This window comes from Reichenbachiella sp. 5M10, assembly GCF_002742335.1.
Lineage (GTDB): Bacteria > Bacteroidota > Bacteroidia > Cytophagales > Cyclobacteriaceae > Reichenbachiella.
The window spans coordinates 2,596,226-2,614,960 of record NZ_MDGR01000007.1 but is presented as its reverse complement, the minus strand read 5'-3'; the positions used below and the strand labels follow the sequence as shown (position 1 = coordinate 2,614,960).

Annotated in this window: 7 protein-coding genes; all 7 read left to right on the top strand. The window is 47.4% G+C overall.

Translation table 11 applies throughout. The features are described 5' to 3' along the window. Positions 1–29 precede the first annotated feature (29 nt). The 7 genes from BFP72_RS10420 to BFP72_RS10390 all read left to right on the top strand — a co-directional run bounded on the left by BFP72_RS10420 (position 30) and on the right by BFP72_RS10390 (position 18,663). Complete coding sequence (locus BFP72_RS10420; RefSeq protein WP_099599080.1) at positions 30–4,058, top strand: hybrid sensor histidine kinase/response regulator transcription factor; 4,029 nt, start codon at positions 30–32, stop codon at positions 4,056–4,058. Between the two features lie 809 nt (positions 4,059–4,867). Then, positions 4,868–8,005 carry a TonB-dependent receptor gene (locus tag BFP72_RS10415; protein WP_099599079.1) on the top strand — a complete coding sequence of 1,046 codons (3,138 nt, stop codon included), beginning with the start codon at positions 4,868–4,870 and terminating at the stop codon, positions 8,003–8,005. An 11-nt stretch (positions 8,006–8,016) separates the two neighbouring features. Further along, entirely contained in the window at positions 8,017–9,612 is a 1,596-nt protein-coding gene (locus BFP72_RS10410; protein WP_099599078.1) for a RagB/SusD family nutrient uptake outer membrane protein, read from the top strand. A gap of 26 nt (positions 9,613–9,638) precedes the next feature. Then, complete coding sequence (locus tag BFP72_RS10405; protein ID WP_099599077.1) at positions 9,639–11,585, top strand: hypothetical protein; 1,947 nt, start codon at positions 9,639–9,641, stop codon at positions 11,583–11,585. A gap of 115 nt (positions 11,586–11,700) precedes the next feature. Next, positions 11,701–13,233 (top strand): cellulase family glycosylhydrolase, encoded by a 1,533-nt coding sequence (locus BFP72_RS10400; RefSeq protein WP_099600753.1) that lies wholly within the window; start codon positions 11,701–11,703, stop codon positions 13,231–13,233. A 134-nt stretch (positions 13,234–13,367) separates the two neighbouring features. Further along, the gene (gene galB / locus BFP72_RS10395) at positions 13,368–15,779 is read left to right on the top strand and encodes a beta-galactosidase GalB (protein ID WP_221406508.1); all 2,412 of its coding nucleotides are present in this window, start codon (positions 13,368–13,370) and stop codon (positions 15,777–15,779) included. 34 nt (positions 15,780–15,813) lie between these two features. Next, complete coding sequence (locus BFP72_RS10390; protein WP_221406507.1) at positions 15,814–18,663, top strand: TIM-barrel domain-containing protein; 2,850 nt, start codon at positions 15,814–15,816, stop codon at positions 18,661–18,663. Positions 18,664–18,735: the final 72 nt, after the last annotated feature.

Genomic DNA, 18,735 nt, shown 5'->3' with positions numbered 1-18,735 from the left:
TTCGTTGTGATTCGTAGCATGTGTTTCGTATGAGAGGAATTTGTATGGTTTGGGTGATGTTGGTCTCGTACCCTTGCTTGGCGCAATGGAGCTATGATATCTCCTTTGATCAGAGTGCAACAGAGCAAGGGTTGTCCAATAGTCAGGTCAACTGTATCTTGGAGGATGCTTTTGGGTTTCTTTGGGTGGGGACTTTGTCTGGACTCAATCGCTACGATGGTTACAGCTACCAAACATTTTTTCATGACGCCAATGATGCACATTCGATAGCCAACAATACCATCATGTGGCTGGCCAATGGCCCAGATAGCACGCTATGGATAGGTACAGGGCAGGGGTTGTCTATCTACGATCCGCGCATCGATCGATTCATCGATGTACAGCCGTGGTTGGATCGATTGCAAGTCAATCAAGTTGACATTCAGGAGGTATTGACCAAAGAAGGGGTGACTTGGTTTCGCATCGCTGGACGTGGATTGATCAAGTATACAGAGGACTCTTCCATGCTCCAAGTGCTCAGTACAGACCCCAACAGCCACGTGGTGTTGACTGCTGATCAAGTGAGTGACATGATGTTAGACAAAGACGGCAACTTGTGGGTGCTTTATCTCAATGGAGCAGTAGACGTGATCGACACCCGCATGGATCAGGTGGTTCGCAAGTTTGATTTTGGCAGCTATACACAAGAGAGTGCATTCTTTAGCTTTTATGTAGACCAGGATCTCGATTTATGGATTTATTCTTCGGATGGCCAGCTGGGATTGATTTATGTCAATACGACAGAGGGGCAAGTCATCGTACTCAACGAGCAGACCCTCAGTAGCAACATCGTGCAGCAGGTGATACAAGATGGCAAAGGGTACATCTGGGTGGGCACAGACCATGGAGGGATCACTGTGGTAGATAAGGCAACCTGGGAAACCAAGAAACTGAAATATGAAGCCAACAACCCTGGTAGCCTTGGCAACAACAGCATCACTTCTCTCTTTCGCAGTAGCAACGGCATCATCTGGGTGGGCAAAAGCCGGAAAGGGCTGAGTTATTTCAACGAGCACGCCGGCAAATTCACGCACTACAAGTACCCGAGTGATGATCCTGCATACAACGACATGCTGAGTATCGCCGAAAACGAAGAGGGGGATTTTTGGATTGGGACCAACGGACAGGGTTTGTTGAAAATGGATAATCAAACAAAGAAAATGACACCCTCGAATGTCTTGCGGTCGGGACAGATTGAGAAAGTACCCGACGTGATTGTGAGTATGTATTATGCACGAGATCACTCGCTTTGGATTGGGACCTATACCAAAGGACTCTATCGATACAAAGAAGGAGAGTTGTCGTCATACCGTATGGGCAAAGAAAACGCGCTGTCTGATGACAATATCTGGACGATATTCGAAGATTCTAAGGACAATATTTGGGTAGGGACCCTTCAGGCAGGTATAGACAAAATCAACGTATCGACGGGTCAGTTTACCCATTACGGACAGCGTGACGGGCTGCCTGTCAACTACGTCACGAGTCTGCTCGAGGACGATCAAAACAGGGTCTGGATTGCGACGGGACTTGGGCTCAGTGTATTTGATCCAGATCGAGAGGAGTTCAAAAACTATCAACTCTCAGATACAGTGGATCATTCGATCAGCAGCAACAGCGTAGTGACGATATACAACGACACCAAGGGCAACCTGTGGGTAGGGACACTCAATGGCCTCAATCGCTACATGCCGGAGGTCGATGGATTTAGAGTGTACGACAAGAGAGATGGCTTGGCGTCCAATATCGTCATGGCCATTGTCGAAGATGACGAGGGATATTTGTGGATTAGTTCGGACAAAGGATTGTCCAAACTGACAGTGGAAGAAGACAACATTACAGTCCAATCCTTTAGTGTATCGGATGGGCTACAGGGGAACTACTACAACGAGCGGGCATGCCTCAAAACGAGTACGGGGATGTTGGCATTTGCTGGACAAAACGGGATCAATATGTTTGATCCGAAACATATCGTAGTGAACGATAATCCTCCCAATTTGGTGTTCACCAATTTTTACTTACATAGTCAGTTGGTAAAGTCTGGTCAAATCATAGAGAATGATGTGCTTCTGACCAGTAATCTAAATGTAATGAAAACGCTCACCTTGGATTATGACCAAAACTCTTTTGGCTTTGAGTTTGCTGCGTTGACTTACGATCAGGCACAGAGCAATAGCTATGAGTACAAACTGGAGGGGTTTGACCAAAACTGGATGAAAGTTTCGCCTGAGATTCGGCGCGCCAGCTACACCAATATCAACCCAGGGAAGTACCAGCTCAGAGTACGTGCCTCCAACAGTCACAATGTATGGAGTGACGAGGATTTGAAAATGACAATTATCATACGTCCACCTTTTTGGCGCACAGCTTGGGCTTATGTGGGGTATTTTGCACTTCTACTGCTAGTGATGTTTGTCACCCGACGACTGATTGTTTCGCGAGAGCGCGAAAAAGCCAAAATAGAAAATGATAGGCTGGATGCGCAGCGTTTGCATGAACTTGATCTGATGAAACTCAAGTTTTTTACGAACATCAGTCACGAATTTCGTACACCCATATCGCTAGTATTGACTCCTATCGAACGGATGATCAAGAACCCTACCAACATACGGGAGGCGGATTTTCATGTGATCCAGCGCAATGCCAAGCGTCTCTTGACGCTGGTCAATCAGTTGTTGGATTTTCGGAAAATGGAGGCAAATCAGCACACTTTACATTATTCCTCTGGGGATTTGGTCAAGTTTGTGCAGGACGTCATCGATTCGTTTTCGGACCTATCCAAAGAAAACGAAATTCATTTGAGTTTTGAAAGTGATCTATCACAGTTCTATTGCTCTTTCGACAAGGACAAGATGGACAAGATTCTGTTCAACCTTTTGTCCAATGCCTTCAAATTCACGCTAGAGGGGGGCAAGATAGTCGTGGCATTGGAGCAAAATGACAAAGGACATATCGTGGTGTCTGTGGCGGATACGGGGATTGGGATTCCGCTGGACAAGCAGGAAGCGGTGTTTGAGCGCTTCATCCAGAGTGAAATCAAGCCCAATATGATCAACAGTGGCACAGGGATAGGTCTATCGATCACCAAGGAATTTGTGGAGCTGCATGGAGGGACGATCAGTGTCGAGAGCGAAAAGGATCACGGGAGTACTTTCTTCGTGGAGTTTCCATTCAAGCAGTTGGATCAGGCACGGATAGAATCAGAGGAGGAAGAGAATCAGCCAAGAGAAAAAACGAAGCATGTAGAAGAGGAGTTTGAGGACAAGAAGAAACCACATGTTTTTTTGGTAGAGGACAATGCCGATTTTAGATTTTACATCAAAGACAACTTGAAGCAGCACTTCAATGTTTCTGAGTCGTTCAACGGCAAAGAGGCCTGGAAGTCCATCGTGACCCAGCACCCAGATATGGTGATCTCGGATGTGATGATGCCTGTGATGAATGGTCTTGACCTGTGCAAGAAGATCAAGAATGACCCACGTACTGCCAATATTCCGGTTATTCTCCTGACGGCCCAAACATCAGAAGAGCATAAGATCCAAGGTTTGGAAGCCGGTGCGATAGAATGTATCTCTAAGCCAGTCAATTTTGAGATATTGGTGAGTACGATCAGTAGTGCACTCAAATTTCAGAAGCGGGTCAATGAATCGAGTCAAAGGCTCACGGCCGAGCCGGACAAAATCGAAGTGGTGTCGCGCGATGAAAAACTGGTCAAGGATGCGCTAGAACTTGTAGAGAAAAACATGTCCAATTCTGAGTTTGGCGTGGAAGAACTAAGCCACGAACTGGGTTTCAGTCGAGGATACTTGTATCAGAAGATGCTCAAGATCACAGGTGAGACTCCTATGGATTTTATCCGAAACATCCGTATCAAGCGAGCCGCCGAACTCCTGAGCAAAAGCCAAATGACGGTCTCTGAGGTTGCCTACGCCGTAGGGTACAACAACCCGAAGCTATTTAGCCGATACTTCAAGTCTGTCTATAAGAAGTACCCTTCGCAGTACACTGCCGAGGATTAACATATAGTCGCATGAGAAAGCTAGCGCTGTGATAATGAGACTACTGCGGCAAAGAGATGTCTTGCAAAGCATTCTAGGTATTGGATGGATTTTGATAAGTGCACTAAGACAAAATGTCACCTTTTTCTGAGTTTGTTCGATCGATCGACCGAGGACCAGCTGTGTGAGGCTAGGGGTTGCATTGAGTTATGCTAGGGCTTTGTCGAAAACGCCGTTTGTGGCGAATGGAGTGGGTTTTTGAAGGCTCTTTTCAAACACGTGTGTTCAGCGCTTGAAACACACGTGTTTGGCGCGTCAAACACAGGTGTTTGGATGGTCAATCACCTGTGTTTCATGAGCCGTTCACCTGAAGTCTTTTTACTCCCCACTTTTGGTGTTCAATTTTGACTCGTAGAACAAAAAAATACGAGACTTTTTGCTCTCCCACCTGTTGCAAAACTGTCATGTTGTCCGAAGTAGTACTCTACTGGTTTCTGATCTTGTTTTCCGTCAAATCCCCCTCGCCCCCTTTAAGAGGGACATAGGGGGATGAATTATCCATTTACTCACTCTTCATCTGACTATATCTCTGTACCTGAGGTGACTACAGGGGTATGATTTGTTTATCTCTTAGTGAACATTCGTTACCCTATTGGTGAAATAAATCGATGCAAACTGCGCTAAAACAGGCTTTTATAAGGGGGATGACATTTTTACCCCTATACGGAAGCAAAGCATATCCTATCTCGAAAAGACGATCCAGTAATATTGAAAAACCGAATTGTGAAAGTGAATCGGTCCACATGATTTAATAAACTAAAAGAAAGACTATGCTAAAAAATTACAAACTCAAAGCAATTTGTTTGTGCCTTTTTGCGGTGATGTTTTTGGGATCAAGTGCTCACTTGATGGCCCAAAGTCAAGTCGTAAAAGGAGTAGTCAATTCCGGAGCAGATGGAGAGCCATTGCCCGGAGTGACTGTGTTACTCAAGGGGACTTCTACAGGTACCGTGACGGATCTGGATGGGAATTATACGCTCAACTTGAGGGATACGAGTGATCCAGTGTTGGTCTATTCCTTCATTGGCTATGTGACTCAAGAGGCAGTGGTAGGTGGACGTTCTGTGATCGATATTGCCTTGGACGAAGACGTGACCGCTCTCGAAGAGGTAGTGGTCGTGGGGTATGGTGTCCAGCAAAAGAAACTGGTCACTGGAGCGACTGGACAAGTCAAAGGAGATAAACTAACCAACCTGAGTAGTACCGATGCATTGAATGCCATGCAAGGTCAAGTGGCAGGGGTCAATATCGCTGCGACATCTGGGCAGCCAGGAGAATCCATGAAAGTAACCATCCGTGGGGTGGGTACGATTGGCAATTCAGGCCCGCTCTACATCGTAGATGGGATACAAACGGGAGACATCTCTTATCTCAACAACTCTGACATAGCCAGTATCGATGTGTTGAAGGATGCTGCATCTGCCGCGATCTATGGTTCGCAAGCAGCCAATGGGGTAGTACTGATTACCACCAAAACGGGTAAGGCTGGAAAAGCACAGTGGACTTTCGATAGCTACTATGGCATCCAAGAGCCAGCCAATCAAATCCGCATGCTCAACAGCCAAGAATATGCAACCATCATGAACGAGGCAGCCATCAACTCTGGCAAGGTGCCTTATTTTAGTTCTGATTCGATTGCCAACATGGGCAGCGGTACCGACTGGATCGATGAGATGATCTATAACAATGCCGTCACGCAAAACTATGCCTTGGGTGTATCGGGAGGAAATGAGACCTCTACGTATTCTATGTCTGGTGCGTACACAGGACAAGAGGGGATCATCGGCGGACCGGACGTGTCTAGTTATGAGCGGTTCTCTTTTAGAGTCAATAGTGATCACAAGTTCTTCAAGGATATTGTGACGGTGGGACAGCACTTGACTTTCTCATACATGAAAAAGAACGGTATCTCGGTGGGCAACCAGTACAACAACTCCATGAGAGCAGCCTACAATACGAGCCCATTCTTGCCGATGTATGATGACAATGGCGATTACCTCAACAACTCGACGAGTTCGATGTATCAGGGACAAGCGTGGGATCCATGGTTTCCTGGAGAGAGCAACCCGTACGCATCGATGATGCTCAACAACCAAAATGACAACAACAACCAAAAGATGCTCGGAGACTTCTATGTCGAGATTGAGCCTATCGAGGGGTTGAAATTGAGAAGTAGATTTGGATACGACTACTACGCTTCTGAGGATAGGTCATATAGTCCAGAGTACGAACTGTCCATCTATGCGCAGCGAACGTATGACGCAGCTTCTCAGAGTATGAGCAAAGGATTGGCCTTGACATGGGACAATACCCTTTCTTATGATTTTGAAGTAGGTGAACATGCCGTGACCGTCATGGGAGGTACCTATGCATGGATCAACAATGGGACTTGGATGAACGTGTCCAACTCGGACTTGACGATTTCGGATTTGGATCATGCCTACATAGACAACACCACGAATACCGATTTGACGAGATTGTCGTATGGCGGTGCGCCAAACGATGAAGATAAATTACAGTCTTATTTTGGTAGGTTGTCTTATGCTTACAAGGACAAGTACCTTTTGAACGCCACGTTCAGAGCGGATGGTTCTTCTAAGTTTGCTCCTGAAAATAGATGGGGGTATTTCCCATCTGTGTCAGCAGGATGGGTGTTGTCTGGCGAGAACTTCTGGAGTCCGGTGGAAAACGTGGTGAGCTTCATGAAATTGAGAGCGAGTTGGGGACAGGTAGGTAACCAGAATATCGATGCTTTCCAGTTCTTGGCTCCTGTGGATATCGGGCAGTCCAACTACTACTTTGGATCAGCTGATTTTGATGCAGCGGGCAACAGCGTAGGGGCTTACCCATCGAGATTGTCCAATACCAATTTGAAATGGGAAGTCTCAGAGCAAATGGATTTTGGGTTTGATGCTTATTTGTTGGACACTAGACTGGAAGTCAACTTGGACTGGTACAAGAAGACGACCAAGGATTGGTTGCTCGTCAAACCAGTATATGCGACGGCTGGTGCCGACGCACCTTTCTTCAATGGTGGTAATGTGACCAACCAAGGTCTCGAATTGGCCTTGACATGGAGTGATCAGATCGGAGAGGTCAATTATTTTATCTCTGCCAATGGAGCTAAAAACAAGAACGAAGTGTCTGAGGTCCCTACCGATGACGGGATCGTACATGGTTTGACCAATATGCTCTATGACAATGCAACAGAATTTTACAGAAGAGCAGAGAGTGGATATCCAATCGGCTATTTCTGGGGGTATGAAACAGCGGGTGTTTTCCAAAACGAAGGAGAAGTACAAGCACACACTGCGAGCAATGGGGATGTGATTCAGCCGGCCGCTCAACCGGGTGACTTGATCTACAAAGACCTCAACGATGACGGCAAAATAGATGACGCAGACAAGGATATGGTAGGAGACCCTAACCCGGACTTCACGTACAGTTTGTCCTTGGGCTTTGATTACAAAGGCTTTGATTTTTCTGTATTGGCATACGGGGTGGCGGGCAATCAGATCGTCCAGTCCTACAGGAATCAACCCAATACGTATTCGAATTATACACGAGCGATTTTGGATAGATGGCATGGAGAGGGGACGTCCAACTCGACCCCTCGAGTGACTGAGTCAAACATCAACTACCAGTTCTCAGATATTTTCGTCCAAGATGGAGACTTCCTTCGAATCAACAACATCACTTTAGGTTATGACTTTGCAAAACTCATCGACAACCCTGCCATAGGCAAACTGAGATTGTACGCTTCAGTATTGAATGCCTACACTTTCACAGCTTATGACGGCATGGATCCAGAAGTTGGGTATGGATTGGAAAACGGTTCGTCCGGTGTGGATTTAGGGTATTACCCAAGACCGAGAACATACTTGTTGGGCTTGAACTTTAACTTTTAATCTGAAAGAACATGAAGAAACTATATATATATATCATGGCCCTCGGGATCGCAGCGACAGCTTCTAGTTGTTCGGATAGCTTTCTCGATACAGAGCCGATTACGACGATTACGGACGCCAATTTTTATAAAACTGTCGAAGATGCCGATTTGGCTTTGGTGGGATGCTACGATGGCGTGCAGCAGATCTATGCCAATGGCGTGGCGTTTCCGGTAGCCTCAGAGGTGATGTCGGACAACTGCTTCGGAGCGACTGGCAACAACGACGCTCTCGGGTATCAAGTGATGGATGAGTTGGATCTAAGCAGATCTCCAGGAGAGGTCAACTTGCTAGATGCGACATGGGCAGCCTACTACAAGGCTATCTACAGAGTCAATGTATTGTTGCAGAAAATGGATCAAATCGACTGGACAGGTCAAGAGGACTACAGAAATGTAGTGGAGGCGCAAGCCAGATTCTTGAGAGCGTACTCATACTTTGATATGGTGAGACTATGGGAGCGCGTACCGTTGGTGACAGAGCCGACAGACGAAAACGTGCCACAGTCAGAGCCTGATGCAATCTATGCACAGATCACCGAGGACTTGCTCTATGCAGCAGAGTTTGGTAGTGAGACCGTAGAGGCAGGTAGAATCAACAAGTGGGTAGCCAAGGCTTACCTCGCGCGTGTCTACATGTTTTATACAGGGTACTATGGTGCTGCTGACCTAGTAGGTCAAGCGACCAAAGCAGAAGTGCTGCAGGGATTAGAGGATGTCATCAGCGAAGGAGCTTATGAGCTCGTGGCGGATTACAAGAATCTATGGCCAGCTGCTTCGTCTACGATCAATACCGCGGGCGATGGCTTGGAGACAACCTACGCAGGCAAGGACAATTCGGAGACCATATTTGCTATCAAGTACAACATCACTTCTGACTATGACGGCAATGTAGACGGCAACCAGTGGCTTGTGATGCTCGGTTTGAGAAGCCAGTCTTTTAGCCCTTATGGCAAAGGATGGGGAGCTTGTACGGTGTTGCCAAGTTTGTACAGTGCCTACGAAGCAGGGGATACTCGTAGAGAAGCTTCGATCATCGGGATCAACGAAGAAGCGTTGGATTTTGATAATTCAGATCAGCGTGAGTACACTGGCTATACCAACAAGAAGTACACGCCACTCGCCAACCCTGATGGGCAGGATGTGTCTGAGGCCAATGGATCGACCAATTTCCAGATAGGTCAGTACCAAGATTTTGTGGTGATGAGATATGCTGATGTCCTATTGATGGCAGCAGAACTTGGTTCAGGGAGTGCACAGAGCTATTTCGACCAAGTGAGAACTCGATCAGGTTTGGCAAGTAAGCCTGCAACAGTGACCAATATTTTGGAAGAGAGAAGGCTAGAGTTTGCTTTCGAAGGGATTCGGTATTGGGATTTGCTCAGACAAGGTGTCGATGCAGCGGCTAGTAAGCTTGCTTTTAGCGGAACGGTAGAAAACGGAGGAGTAGCTACTCCAAAAACGATAGCAGCTACCAACGTGCAGACCACTAGAGGTCTACTCATGATTCCACAAAATCAGATTACCAGATCAGCAGGTGTTTTGACACAAAATGAGGGTTGGAAATAATTGGAAGTACTAAACACATGAAGATTATGAAAAAAATTATAAATCAATATTTATTCGTCCTCTTGGCTGTTGGTGCGCTGTTGAGTTCTTGCCTCCAAGAAGACTATGTACTGGATGAGATCATGCCAGTAGAGGATCTACAGTTTTCGATCACTCAGAATCCTGAGGATCCGAACATGGTGATCCTGACCAGTGAGACACCTAATGTGACGCCCCTATGGACGACTCCTTCTGGACGGTCTACACGCGTGCAGGACACAGTGAAGATCGCTTTTGCAGGAGTTTATAAGTTCGTCTATGGTGTGCAAAGTGGTGGCGGATATGTCGCTGCAGATACGGTAGAGTTAGAATTGACTACCAATAACTTCGACTATATCAAAGACCCGCTTTGGGTGACTTTGTCTGGTGGTGTGGGCAATTCCAAGACCTGGTATTTGGATTTGGATGCCGAAGGGGTTTCCAAAGGATTCTTGGGGCCACTCTATTTCTACGGTACAGAAAACGGCTGGCTCTTGGAGAACGATGGCTGCTACGGAGCAGACTGTTGGAACTGGAACCCAGATTATCCGGGCAACTCTTGGTTGATGACAGCTGCTGATTTTGGGAGCATGACATTTGATTTGATCAATGGACCAAATTTGACGGTAGACCACAAAACTCTGGGGCGACAAGAAGCGGGAACATACTTGCTCAATACGGAAAACAAGACGATGAGTACTTCAGACGCATTCATCTTGCATGATTCGGGTCGTGATGGACAGGTAGTCAATTGGGGAGACATTACGGTTTTTTCTTTGACAGAAGACAAGATGCAGCTAGGTGTCTTGAGAGATGAAGCCTTGTCTGGTGAAGGACCAGCAATGTTGGTGTACAATTTCGTGACCAAGGACTATTATGACAACTGGGTGCCAGAAGATCAACCAGATCCAGAGCCAACTTTGCCTGACGGTTGGGCAGATGATGTATCTGCCATTGTAAAAACAGAGATGAAATGGGTACTGTCTGCAGAGACACCTTTCAATTGGGCTGGATTAGATGGTGTCATGCTCAACTCGTGGAATTCTCCGTCGGATTATCCTGATTGGGCTGGTTTTGACGGATCACAGGCAGCAGGTTATGCTGACTTTTCATTGACCATGAACTCCAGCGACAACTCGATAGTCTACGTCGCACCAGATGGGTCAGAATCTACAGGGACATATACCTTGGACGAAAAGGGCATCTACACCTTCGATGGTGTAGCACCATCTTTTGATATTGTGTCTGGTGGGGTCAAGTTTGAAACTACGGCCGACAATCAATTGCGTATCATGTCTTTGGTCAAAGAAGACGATCAATTGGTTGCCATGTGGGTGGGAGCTTTGAACCCAGACAAACCAGAGTACCAGACCTATTTGCTTGAGTTGCAACTCGAAGAAGTTGATAGAGCGACTCAAATAAAGGATATTTTGACAGCACAATCATGGAAAATTGATTCAGACAGAACCTATGATGTGGCTACTTCTTGGGGAGCTGAGCAGGGGCCTATCATGTTTTCTGATTTTGCGACATGGGCTTGGAATCCACTTCCAAGCGAGCACTACTCGGCAGGTGAAGCATCGGTAGATTATGGTTCGATGACTTTCAATACTGACGGGACTGTGTCTGTGGTTCAAAGGAAGCGGGTCTATACGTTTGAGGATCCGGATGATGGGACCACGGTGCGAGGGGGCTTGCCCGAAGACGGTGATGTCTTGTCGTCTGATACCGAGGAGACCCTGTCAGGTACCTGGGTCTTGAATGCGGATGACAACAAGCTGACGTTGAGTATTCCGATGCTTCATCCATGGACTTGCGATTACGCAGTAGCTGATTGGGGCGCGACCAGTATCTATCGTGTCCAAAATGGTGTATTGATGCTACAAGTAATCCGTGACGCAGCGCTATCGGGCGAAAGTGCCGATACGATGACCTATGTTTTCGTACCCGAATAAATCAAAAACGAATACCCTATGGAAACCGTGACATTTGTCATGGTTTCCATTCTTAATTATTTCTCATTTTACAAGTCGAAAGATGGATTGTATGCTGATTATTGACAAAACTAAAATGCTTACCTACCTGTTATTATTCACTTTGTTTTTTTCTGGCACTGCGTGCAAAGAAGATTCTGCTGGCGAGGATATCGATGAGCCAGATGAGGTTACCTTGAGCATTGACCAAGACAGCTATGATTTTTCAGCTGACGGAGGGTCAGACAAGATCCAGATTACCAGCAATGCCAAATGGAAGCTGACCTACGAATCGGATGCTTTTTGCAAACCCACCATTCAATCTGCCATTGGTGACGCAGACGTCACCATCAATGCCACCGCCAATGAAACCACCGCAGCGCGCAGCATGGTCATGACCTTGACCAGCGAGGGAGCGGAGGATGTTGCCATCAGCATCAGCCAAGCAGCAAGCGAAGGAGAGCCCGTAGATCCAATAGAACCGGAAGGTCCAGACTACGTCGATCCTGACAACACAGACATGCGCGACCTTACCTCCATCCAACTGTCACAGCTCATGGGCATCGGATGGAATCTTGGTAATTCTATGGAAGCCATCAATGCAGGCTCAACACCACCTACTGGAAGCGAAACTACCTGGGGAAATCCCGTAGTGACCAAAGAACTAATCGACGCAGTGAAAGCAGCTGGGTTCAATACCATCCGTGTACCGGTATCCTGGTCGCACATGCTTTCAGATCAATCAACCTACAAAATCAAAACCGAGTGGCTACAGCGAGTAGAAGAAGTAGCCAACTATGCACTGGACAATGAAATGTATGTCGTGATCAATGTCCACTGGGACGGTGGATGGATGGACCATCCTTTTTATTCGGAGCAAGAGGCTATCAACGAGAAGCTCGCAGCTTTTTGGAAGCAAATTGCCGTTTACTTCCGAGATTATGATGACCATTTATTGTTTGCCGGTAGTAATGAGGTTCGCAACGAAGCGAATTACAACGCTCCAACAGCAGAAGAGGCAGAGGTGCAAAACTCATTTAACCAGACTTTCATCACCACTGTACGAGCCACAGGAGGACGCAATACTTATCGCCACCTGATTGTTCAAGGCTTCAATACCAACATTGATCACACGGTCAATGAACTGACGATTCCAGACGATGAGACAGAAGATCGCATGATGGTAGAGGTGCATTACTATGACCCTTACAACTTTTCTCTAGACGAAAATGCCGCGAGTGGCAAACCACTATGGGGCGAGCCCTATAAAGACCAAACAGGTTATGTGGATACTTGGGGACAGGAAGACTGGGTAGAGGAGCAGTTTGGTAAGATGAAAACCAACTTCGTAGACAAAGGCTACCCTGTGCTACTAGGAGAATACGGTGCACTGTGGAGGGATGTGTCAGGTATCTCTGACCCGAACTATCCGAGTCAGTCTGAGCACGATGAATCAAGGAAGTATTATCTCAACTACGTGACTAAAGCCGCTTTGGACAATGGGATTATCCCAGTCTATTGGGACAATGGACATACCGGAAACAACGGTTTTGCCTTATTCAACAGAAGTAGCACCGAAGTGTCCAACCAAAGTGCATTGGATGGCATCATCAGCGCAGGAGAGGAGTAAAGGTTTTAACTAAAGCACCCAACCCAAATCAACTAACCCTCCAAGGGTTTCAAACCCTTGGAGGGTTGTTCTAGAAAATCATGATAAAAAAAAGGCACACACATTTCATAATAGTAGTTTTGATAGGCTTCCTGATGGCATCTTGCCACCAGGCCAAGTCTCCCAGAACTATCCTGTCTTTCAACGAAGACTGGAGTTTCTCACTGGCTGACAGTACGCTAGATGCGAGCAACCCGTCCTATGACGATGCAGACTGGAGAGTTCTCGATGTTCCACACGATTGGAGCATCGAAGGGGAGTTTTCCGAAGATCATCCAGCGACTGCTGGTGGGGGAGCTTTGCCCGGAGGGATCGGTTGGTACCGCAAGAGCTTCCAACTCGATGTTTCCCAAAAGGGAAAACAGGTATACGTGCAGTTCGACGGGATCTACATGGACAGTGAGGTGTGGATCAATGGTACTTACCTCGGCAAGCGCCCCTTTGGCTACATATCCTTCGAGTACGACCTGACACCTTATTTGAACTTCGGTTCGAAAGAAAATGTCCTAGCCGTCAAAGTCAACAATGCCAATCAGCCCAACTCTAGATGGTATTCGGGAAGTGGAATATATAGAAACACACGTTTGGTGATCACCGATGCGATCCATGTCACACAGTGGGGGACGTATGTGACTACTCCAGAGGTGACGAGTGAGTCTGCTACGGTGAGCTTGGAGACTACTGTGCTCAACCCAGGTACTCAACCGGCTGATGCGGAAGTGTACACTCTCATCAAGAATGAAAAGAATCAAGTAGTCGCCAATACCATGTCGTCTACCAAGTTGGTAGCGGGTAAGAATACCGTAGCACACAGTTTGACGATCAAGTCCCCAGAGCTGTGGAGCATAGACTCTCCCCATCTATACACGGTCGTGACCGAAATCAGAACAGGAGGGGAGCTCACGGATCACTACGAGACCCCTATGGGTGTGCGTACTTTTACTTTTGATCAGACGAACGGTTTCATTCTCAACGGCGAGTCAGTCAAAATCAAAGGTGTATGCATGCACCACGATTTGGGGAGCTTGGGTTCTGCCATCAACACGCGAGCGTTGGAGCGTCAGCTGGAGATTTTGCGGGGCATGGGCGTCAACGCCATCCGAACCTCGCACAACCCACCTGCACCAGAACTGCTCGACCTTTGCGACCAGATGGGCTTCTTGGTGATGGACGAGTCATTTGATATGTGGAGCTTGAAAAAGTCACCTTATGACTATGCACAGTACTGGGACGAATGGCACAAAAGAGATTTGGAGGATTTCATCCAAAGAGATAGAAACCATCCCAGTATCATCATGTGGAGTACAGGCAATGAGATATTGGAGCAATGGGGAGATCAAGGGCCGATCATTGCCAAAGAGCTATACGATATCGTCAAAGCACTCGATGCGACCAGACCCATTACTGTGGGGATGAACCCACCGGTCAACATGACCAATGCAGGGGTCACGACACAGTTTGAAGTGAACTACAATTCCATTTCAAAATCAGATGGGATCGATGTGATAGGCTACAACTATGCGCACCAAACATACCCTCACCATCAAGCTAATTTTCCTGACAAGCCATTCATCGCTACAGAAACGACATCAGGGCTGATGACGAGAGGATATTATGACATACAGTCCGATACAGTCAAAAGATGGCCGATTCGTTGGGACATTCCATTCGATCAGGGCAATCCGGGCAATACTGTATCCGCGTATGACCAGGTCAGTGCTCCCTGGGGATCTACGCACGAGGAAACTTGGAAAGTGATCAAAAATGACCCGTCGTTGTCTGGGATGTTTATCTGGACGGGTTTTGACTACATCGGCGAACCGACCCCATACACATGGCCTTCGCGCAGTTCATATTTTGGAGTGATTGATTTGGCGGGATTCCCCAAAGACGTTTACTACATGTACCAGAGCGAATGGACCGATCAGGATGTCCTGCATGTTTACCCGCACTGGAACTGGACCGGTCGTGACTCGGTGGATGTGTGGGCGTACTACAACCATGCAGATGAGGTAGAGCTTTTCTTGGACGGAAAATCACTCGGTACAAAATCAAAAGAGGGCGAAGACCTCCATGTGATGTGGAGAGTAGCTTATGCGCCAGGGCAATTGAAGGCAGTTTCTAGAAAAGGTGGTCAAGAGGTTTTGACTCAAGTCATTGAAACAACCAATGAGGCAAGTCAAATCGCGCTCACCGCTGATCGACAGACCATCACTGCGGATGGCAAGGATTTGAGTTTCATCACGGTAGAGGTGCAAGACGACCAAGGCCGTACAGTGCCTGTGGCAACTGACCTCATCCAGTTTGCGGTCGCAGGCCAAGGCAAGATCGTCGGCGTGGACAATGGTGATCCGACGAGCCACTTGTCGATGAAAGGAAACAAAATGCGCGCCATGGCAGGAAAATGCTTGGTGATCGTCCAGTCGGGCAAGAGCGCAGGACAGATCACACTCACGGCCTCTGGTGAGGGATTGACGACTAGTTCACTAGTCATAGAAACGAAATAAGGAATAACAATAAGGGTAAATAAAGACTCGTGACATGAGTGAAAAAGGAAAAATGATGAAGAATATTTTGGTTTGGGGAGCACTGATCTGCGCGATATACGCCTGCGGAGAGACTTCCAAAAGCTATGAGCAAGTAGAAAACGGCGTAGTGGTATATCCTACAACGGGAAGTGCCAAAGGTCTCAAAGTGACTTTCGTGACCGACGATATCGTCAAGGTAGAAGCATCGGCCACTACGGCATTTGATACCACGACGAGTTTGGTCGCTGTGCCGGAGCAGGTGTCTGTACCGATTGACATCAAAGAAGCGGATGGCACGTTGACGCTAGCGACTGACGAACTCATCGTGACCATCAATCAAGCTACGGGGCAAGTGTCTTATGCAGACGCAGAGGGCAATCCGATCATGTCCGAACAGAACGAAGGCAGAGCTTTCGAAGCGATCACTGTCGAAGGCAAAGCGGGTTATACCATGAGTCAGAAGTTTGACTCACCGGAGGACGAGGGGATCTATGGTCTCGGACAGCATCAAGCCGACGAGATGAACTACAAGGGCAAGAATGAAGAGCTGTTTCAGTACAACACCAAGGTGTCGATTCCATTTGTGATGTCCACGGAGAACTACGGTATCCTGTGGGACAACTACTCATTGACGAGATATGGTGATGAAAGACCATACACGAACATCGATCAGTTCAAACTTTACGACAAGACAGGCAAAGAAGGTGGCTTGACGGCTACCTACTATGACGACCAAAATTCAGAACACGTATTCGTCGAAAGGGTAGAAGATATCATCGATTACGAGAACCTCACTACGGTAGAGAACTTCCCAAAGGACTTTCCTTTCGCGAATGCGAAAATCGTATGGGAAGGCCAAATCGAAGGAAGCGAAAGCGGTTTGTTTAGGTTCCTGTGCTACTACGCGGGATACACCAAACTATGGATCAACGGTGAGCTGCAGTTCGAGAAGTGGAGAACCGCTTGGAACCCATCGGTTGCCAAGTTCAGTGCAGACCTCAAAAAAGGAGAGAAGAACGACATCAAACTGGAGTGGATTCCAGACGGAGGTGTATCATACATCGGGTTGAAAGCATTGTCTCCCGTAGACGAAGCGGCACAAAAGCAGATTGCATTCAGCTCAGAGATGGGACAGAACATTCGCTACTATTTCATGGCGGGTGACAACATGGATGACGTGATCAGCAAGTACCGCACCGTGACTGGCAAAGCGCAAGTGATGCCGAAGTGGTCGATGGGTTTCTGGCAAAGTAGAGAAAGATACAAGACGCAGGACGAATTGCTTGGTGCACTGGGCGAGTTCAGAAAACGTCACATTCCGATAGACAACATCGTGCTGGATTGGTCATACTGGCCTAAGACAGAGTGGGGTAGCCATGATTTTGATCTAGAGAGATTCCCAGACATCACTGGGATGATCGATAAGATTCACGAGCAAAATGCCAGAGTGATGATCTCTGTATGGCCTAAATTCTACCACAACACCGAGCACTACAAGCAGTTCGATGCGCAAGGTTGGATGTACAAACGTGCGGTGGAAGACAGCGTAAAAGACTGGATTTATCCGGGATACATTGGGTCGTTCTACGATGCATATTCGTCAGGAGCACGCAAGATGTTTTGGGATCAAATCCATGACAAGCTCTACACCAAAGGCTTTGATGCTTGGTGGATGGATGCATCCGAGCCAGATATCTTGTCCAATGCAAGCATCAAATACAGAAAGGAATTGTCAACCCCTACAGCGCTAGGGCCATCGACGGAGTATTTCAACGCCTACGCACTACAAAATGCGAAAGGCATCTACGAGGGTCAACGTTCGGTCAACAACGACGAAAGGGTGTTCATCTTGACTCGTTCGGGCTTTGCGGGTATCCAGAGATTCGGAGCAGTGACATGGAGTGGAGACATCGGTACACGATGGGAAGACATGAAGGCGCAGATCTCAGCAGGGATCAATTTTGCCATGTCGGGTTTGCCATATTGGACGATGGACGTGGGTGGATTCTGCGTGGAGAAACGCTACGAGAGAGCCACCGAAGGGAGCGAAGACATGAAAGAATGGAGAGAGCTCAACACGCGTTGGTTCCAGTTCGGTGCATTCGTGCCGTTGTTTAGAGTACACGGTCAGTACCCGTTCAGAGAGGTGTACAACCTCGCACCTGAGACACATCCAGCCTACAAATCGATGCTGTACTACAACAAGCTGCGATACAAAATGATGCCGTATATCTACTCGCTGGCGGGTTGGACGTACACCAAGGACTATACGATCATGAGAGGCTTGGCGATGGATTTCTCGGCGGACAAGAAGGTCTATGAGATTGGGGATCAGTTCATGTTTGGCCCCTCACTGATGGCTTGTCCAGTCTATGCCTATGGTGCAAGAGACAGAGAAGTCTATTTGCCAAAGTCAGCGGGATGGTACGATGCTTACTCAGGGGAGTATTACACAGGTGGACAGACAATCACGGCACAAGCGGAGTACGAAAGAATGCCGCTTTTCGCGAAAGCGGGATCGATCGTGACTTTCGGTCCTGAGATCGAGTACACGACACAGAAGCCAGCTGATCCGATCACGGTCGTGGTGTATGCCGGAGCGGATGCTTCGTTTGATCTATACGAGGATGAAGGAACGAACTACAACTACGAGTCGGGCAAGTTCACTTCCATCAACTTGAAATGGTCTGAGTCTACGAAGACCTTGACAATCGGTGAGCGCGAGGGTAGTTTTGACGGCATGCTGGAGAACAGGACTTTCCGTGTCAAAGTGATCAGCAAAGACAACAAAGGAAACATCGACGACTTGTCAGAATACGAGGAAGTGAAGTATTCGGGACAGCCTGTATCGGTGAAAGGATAAAAGAGGAGGGTAGAAGGTCCTCACTAAACCTGGCAGGTTTCGACCATTGAGTCAAATGAAGTTCTAAGTGCC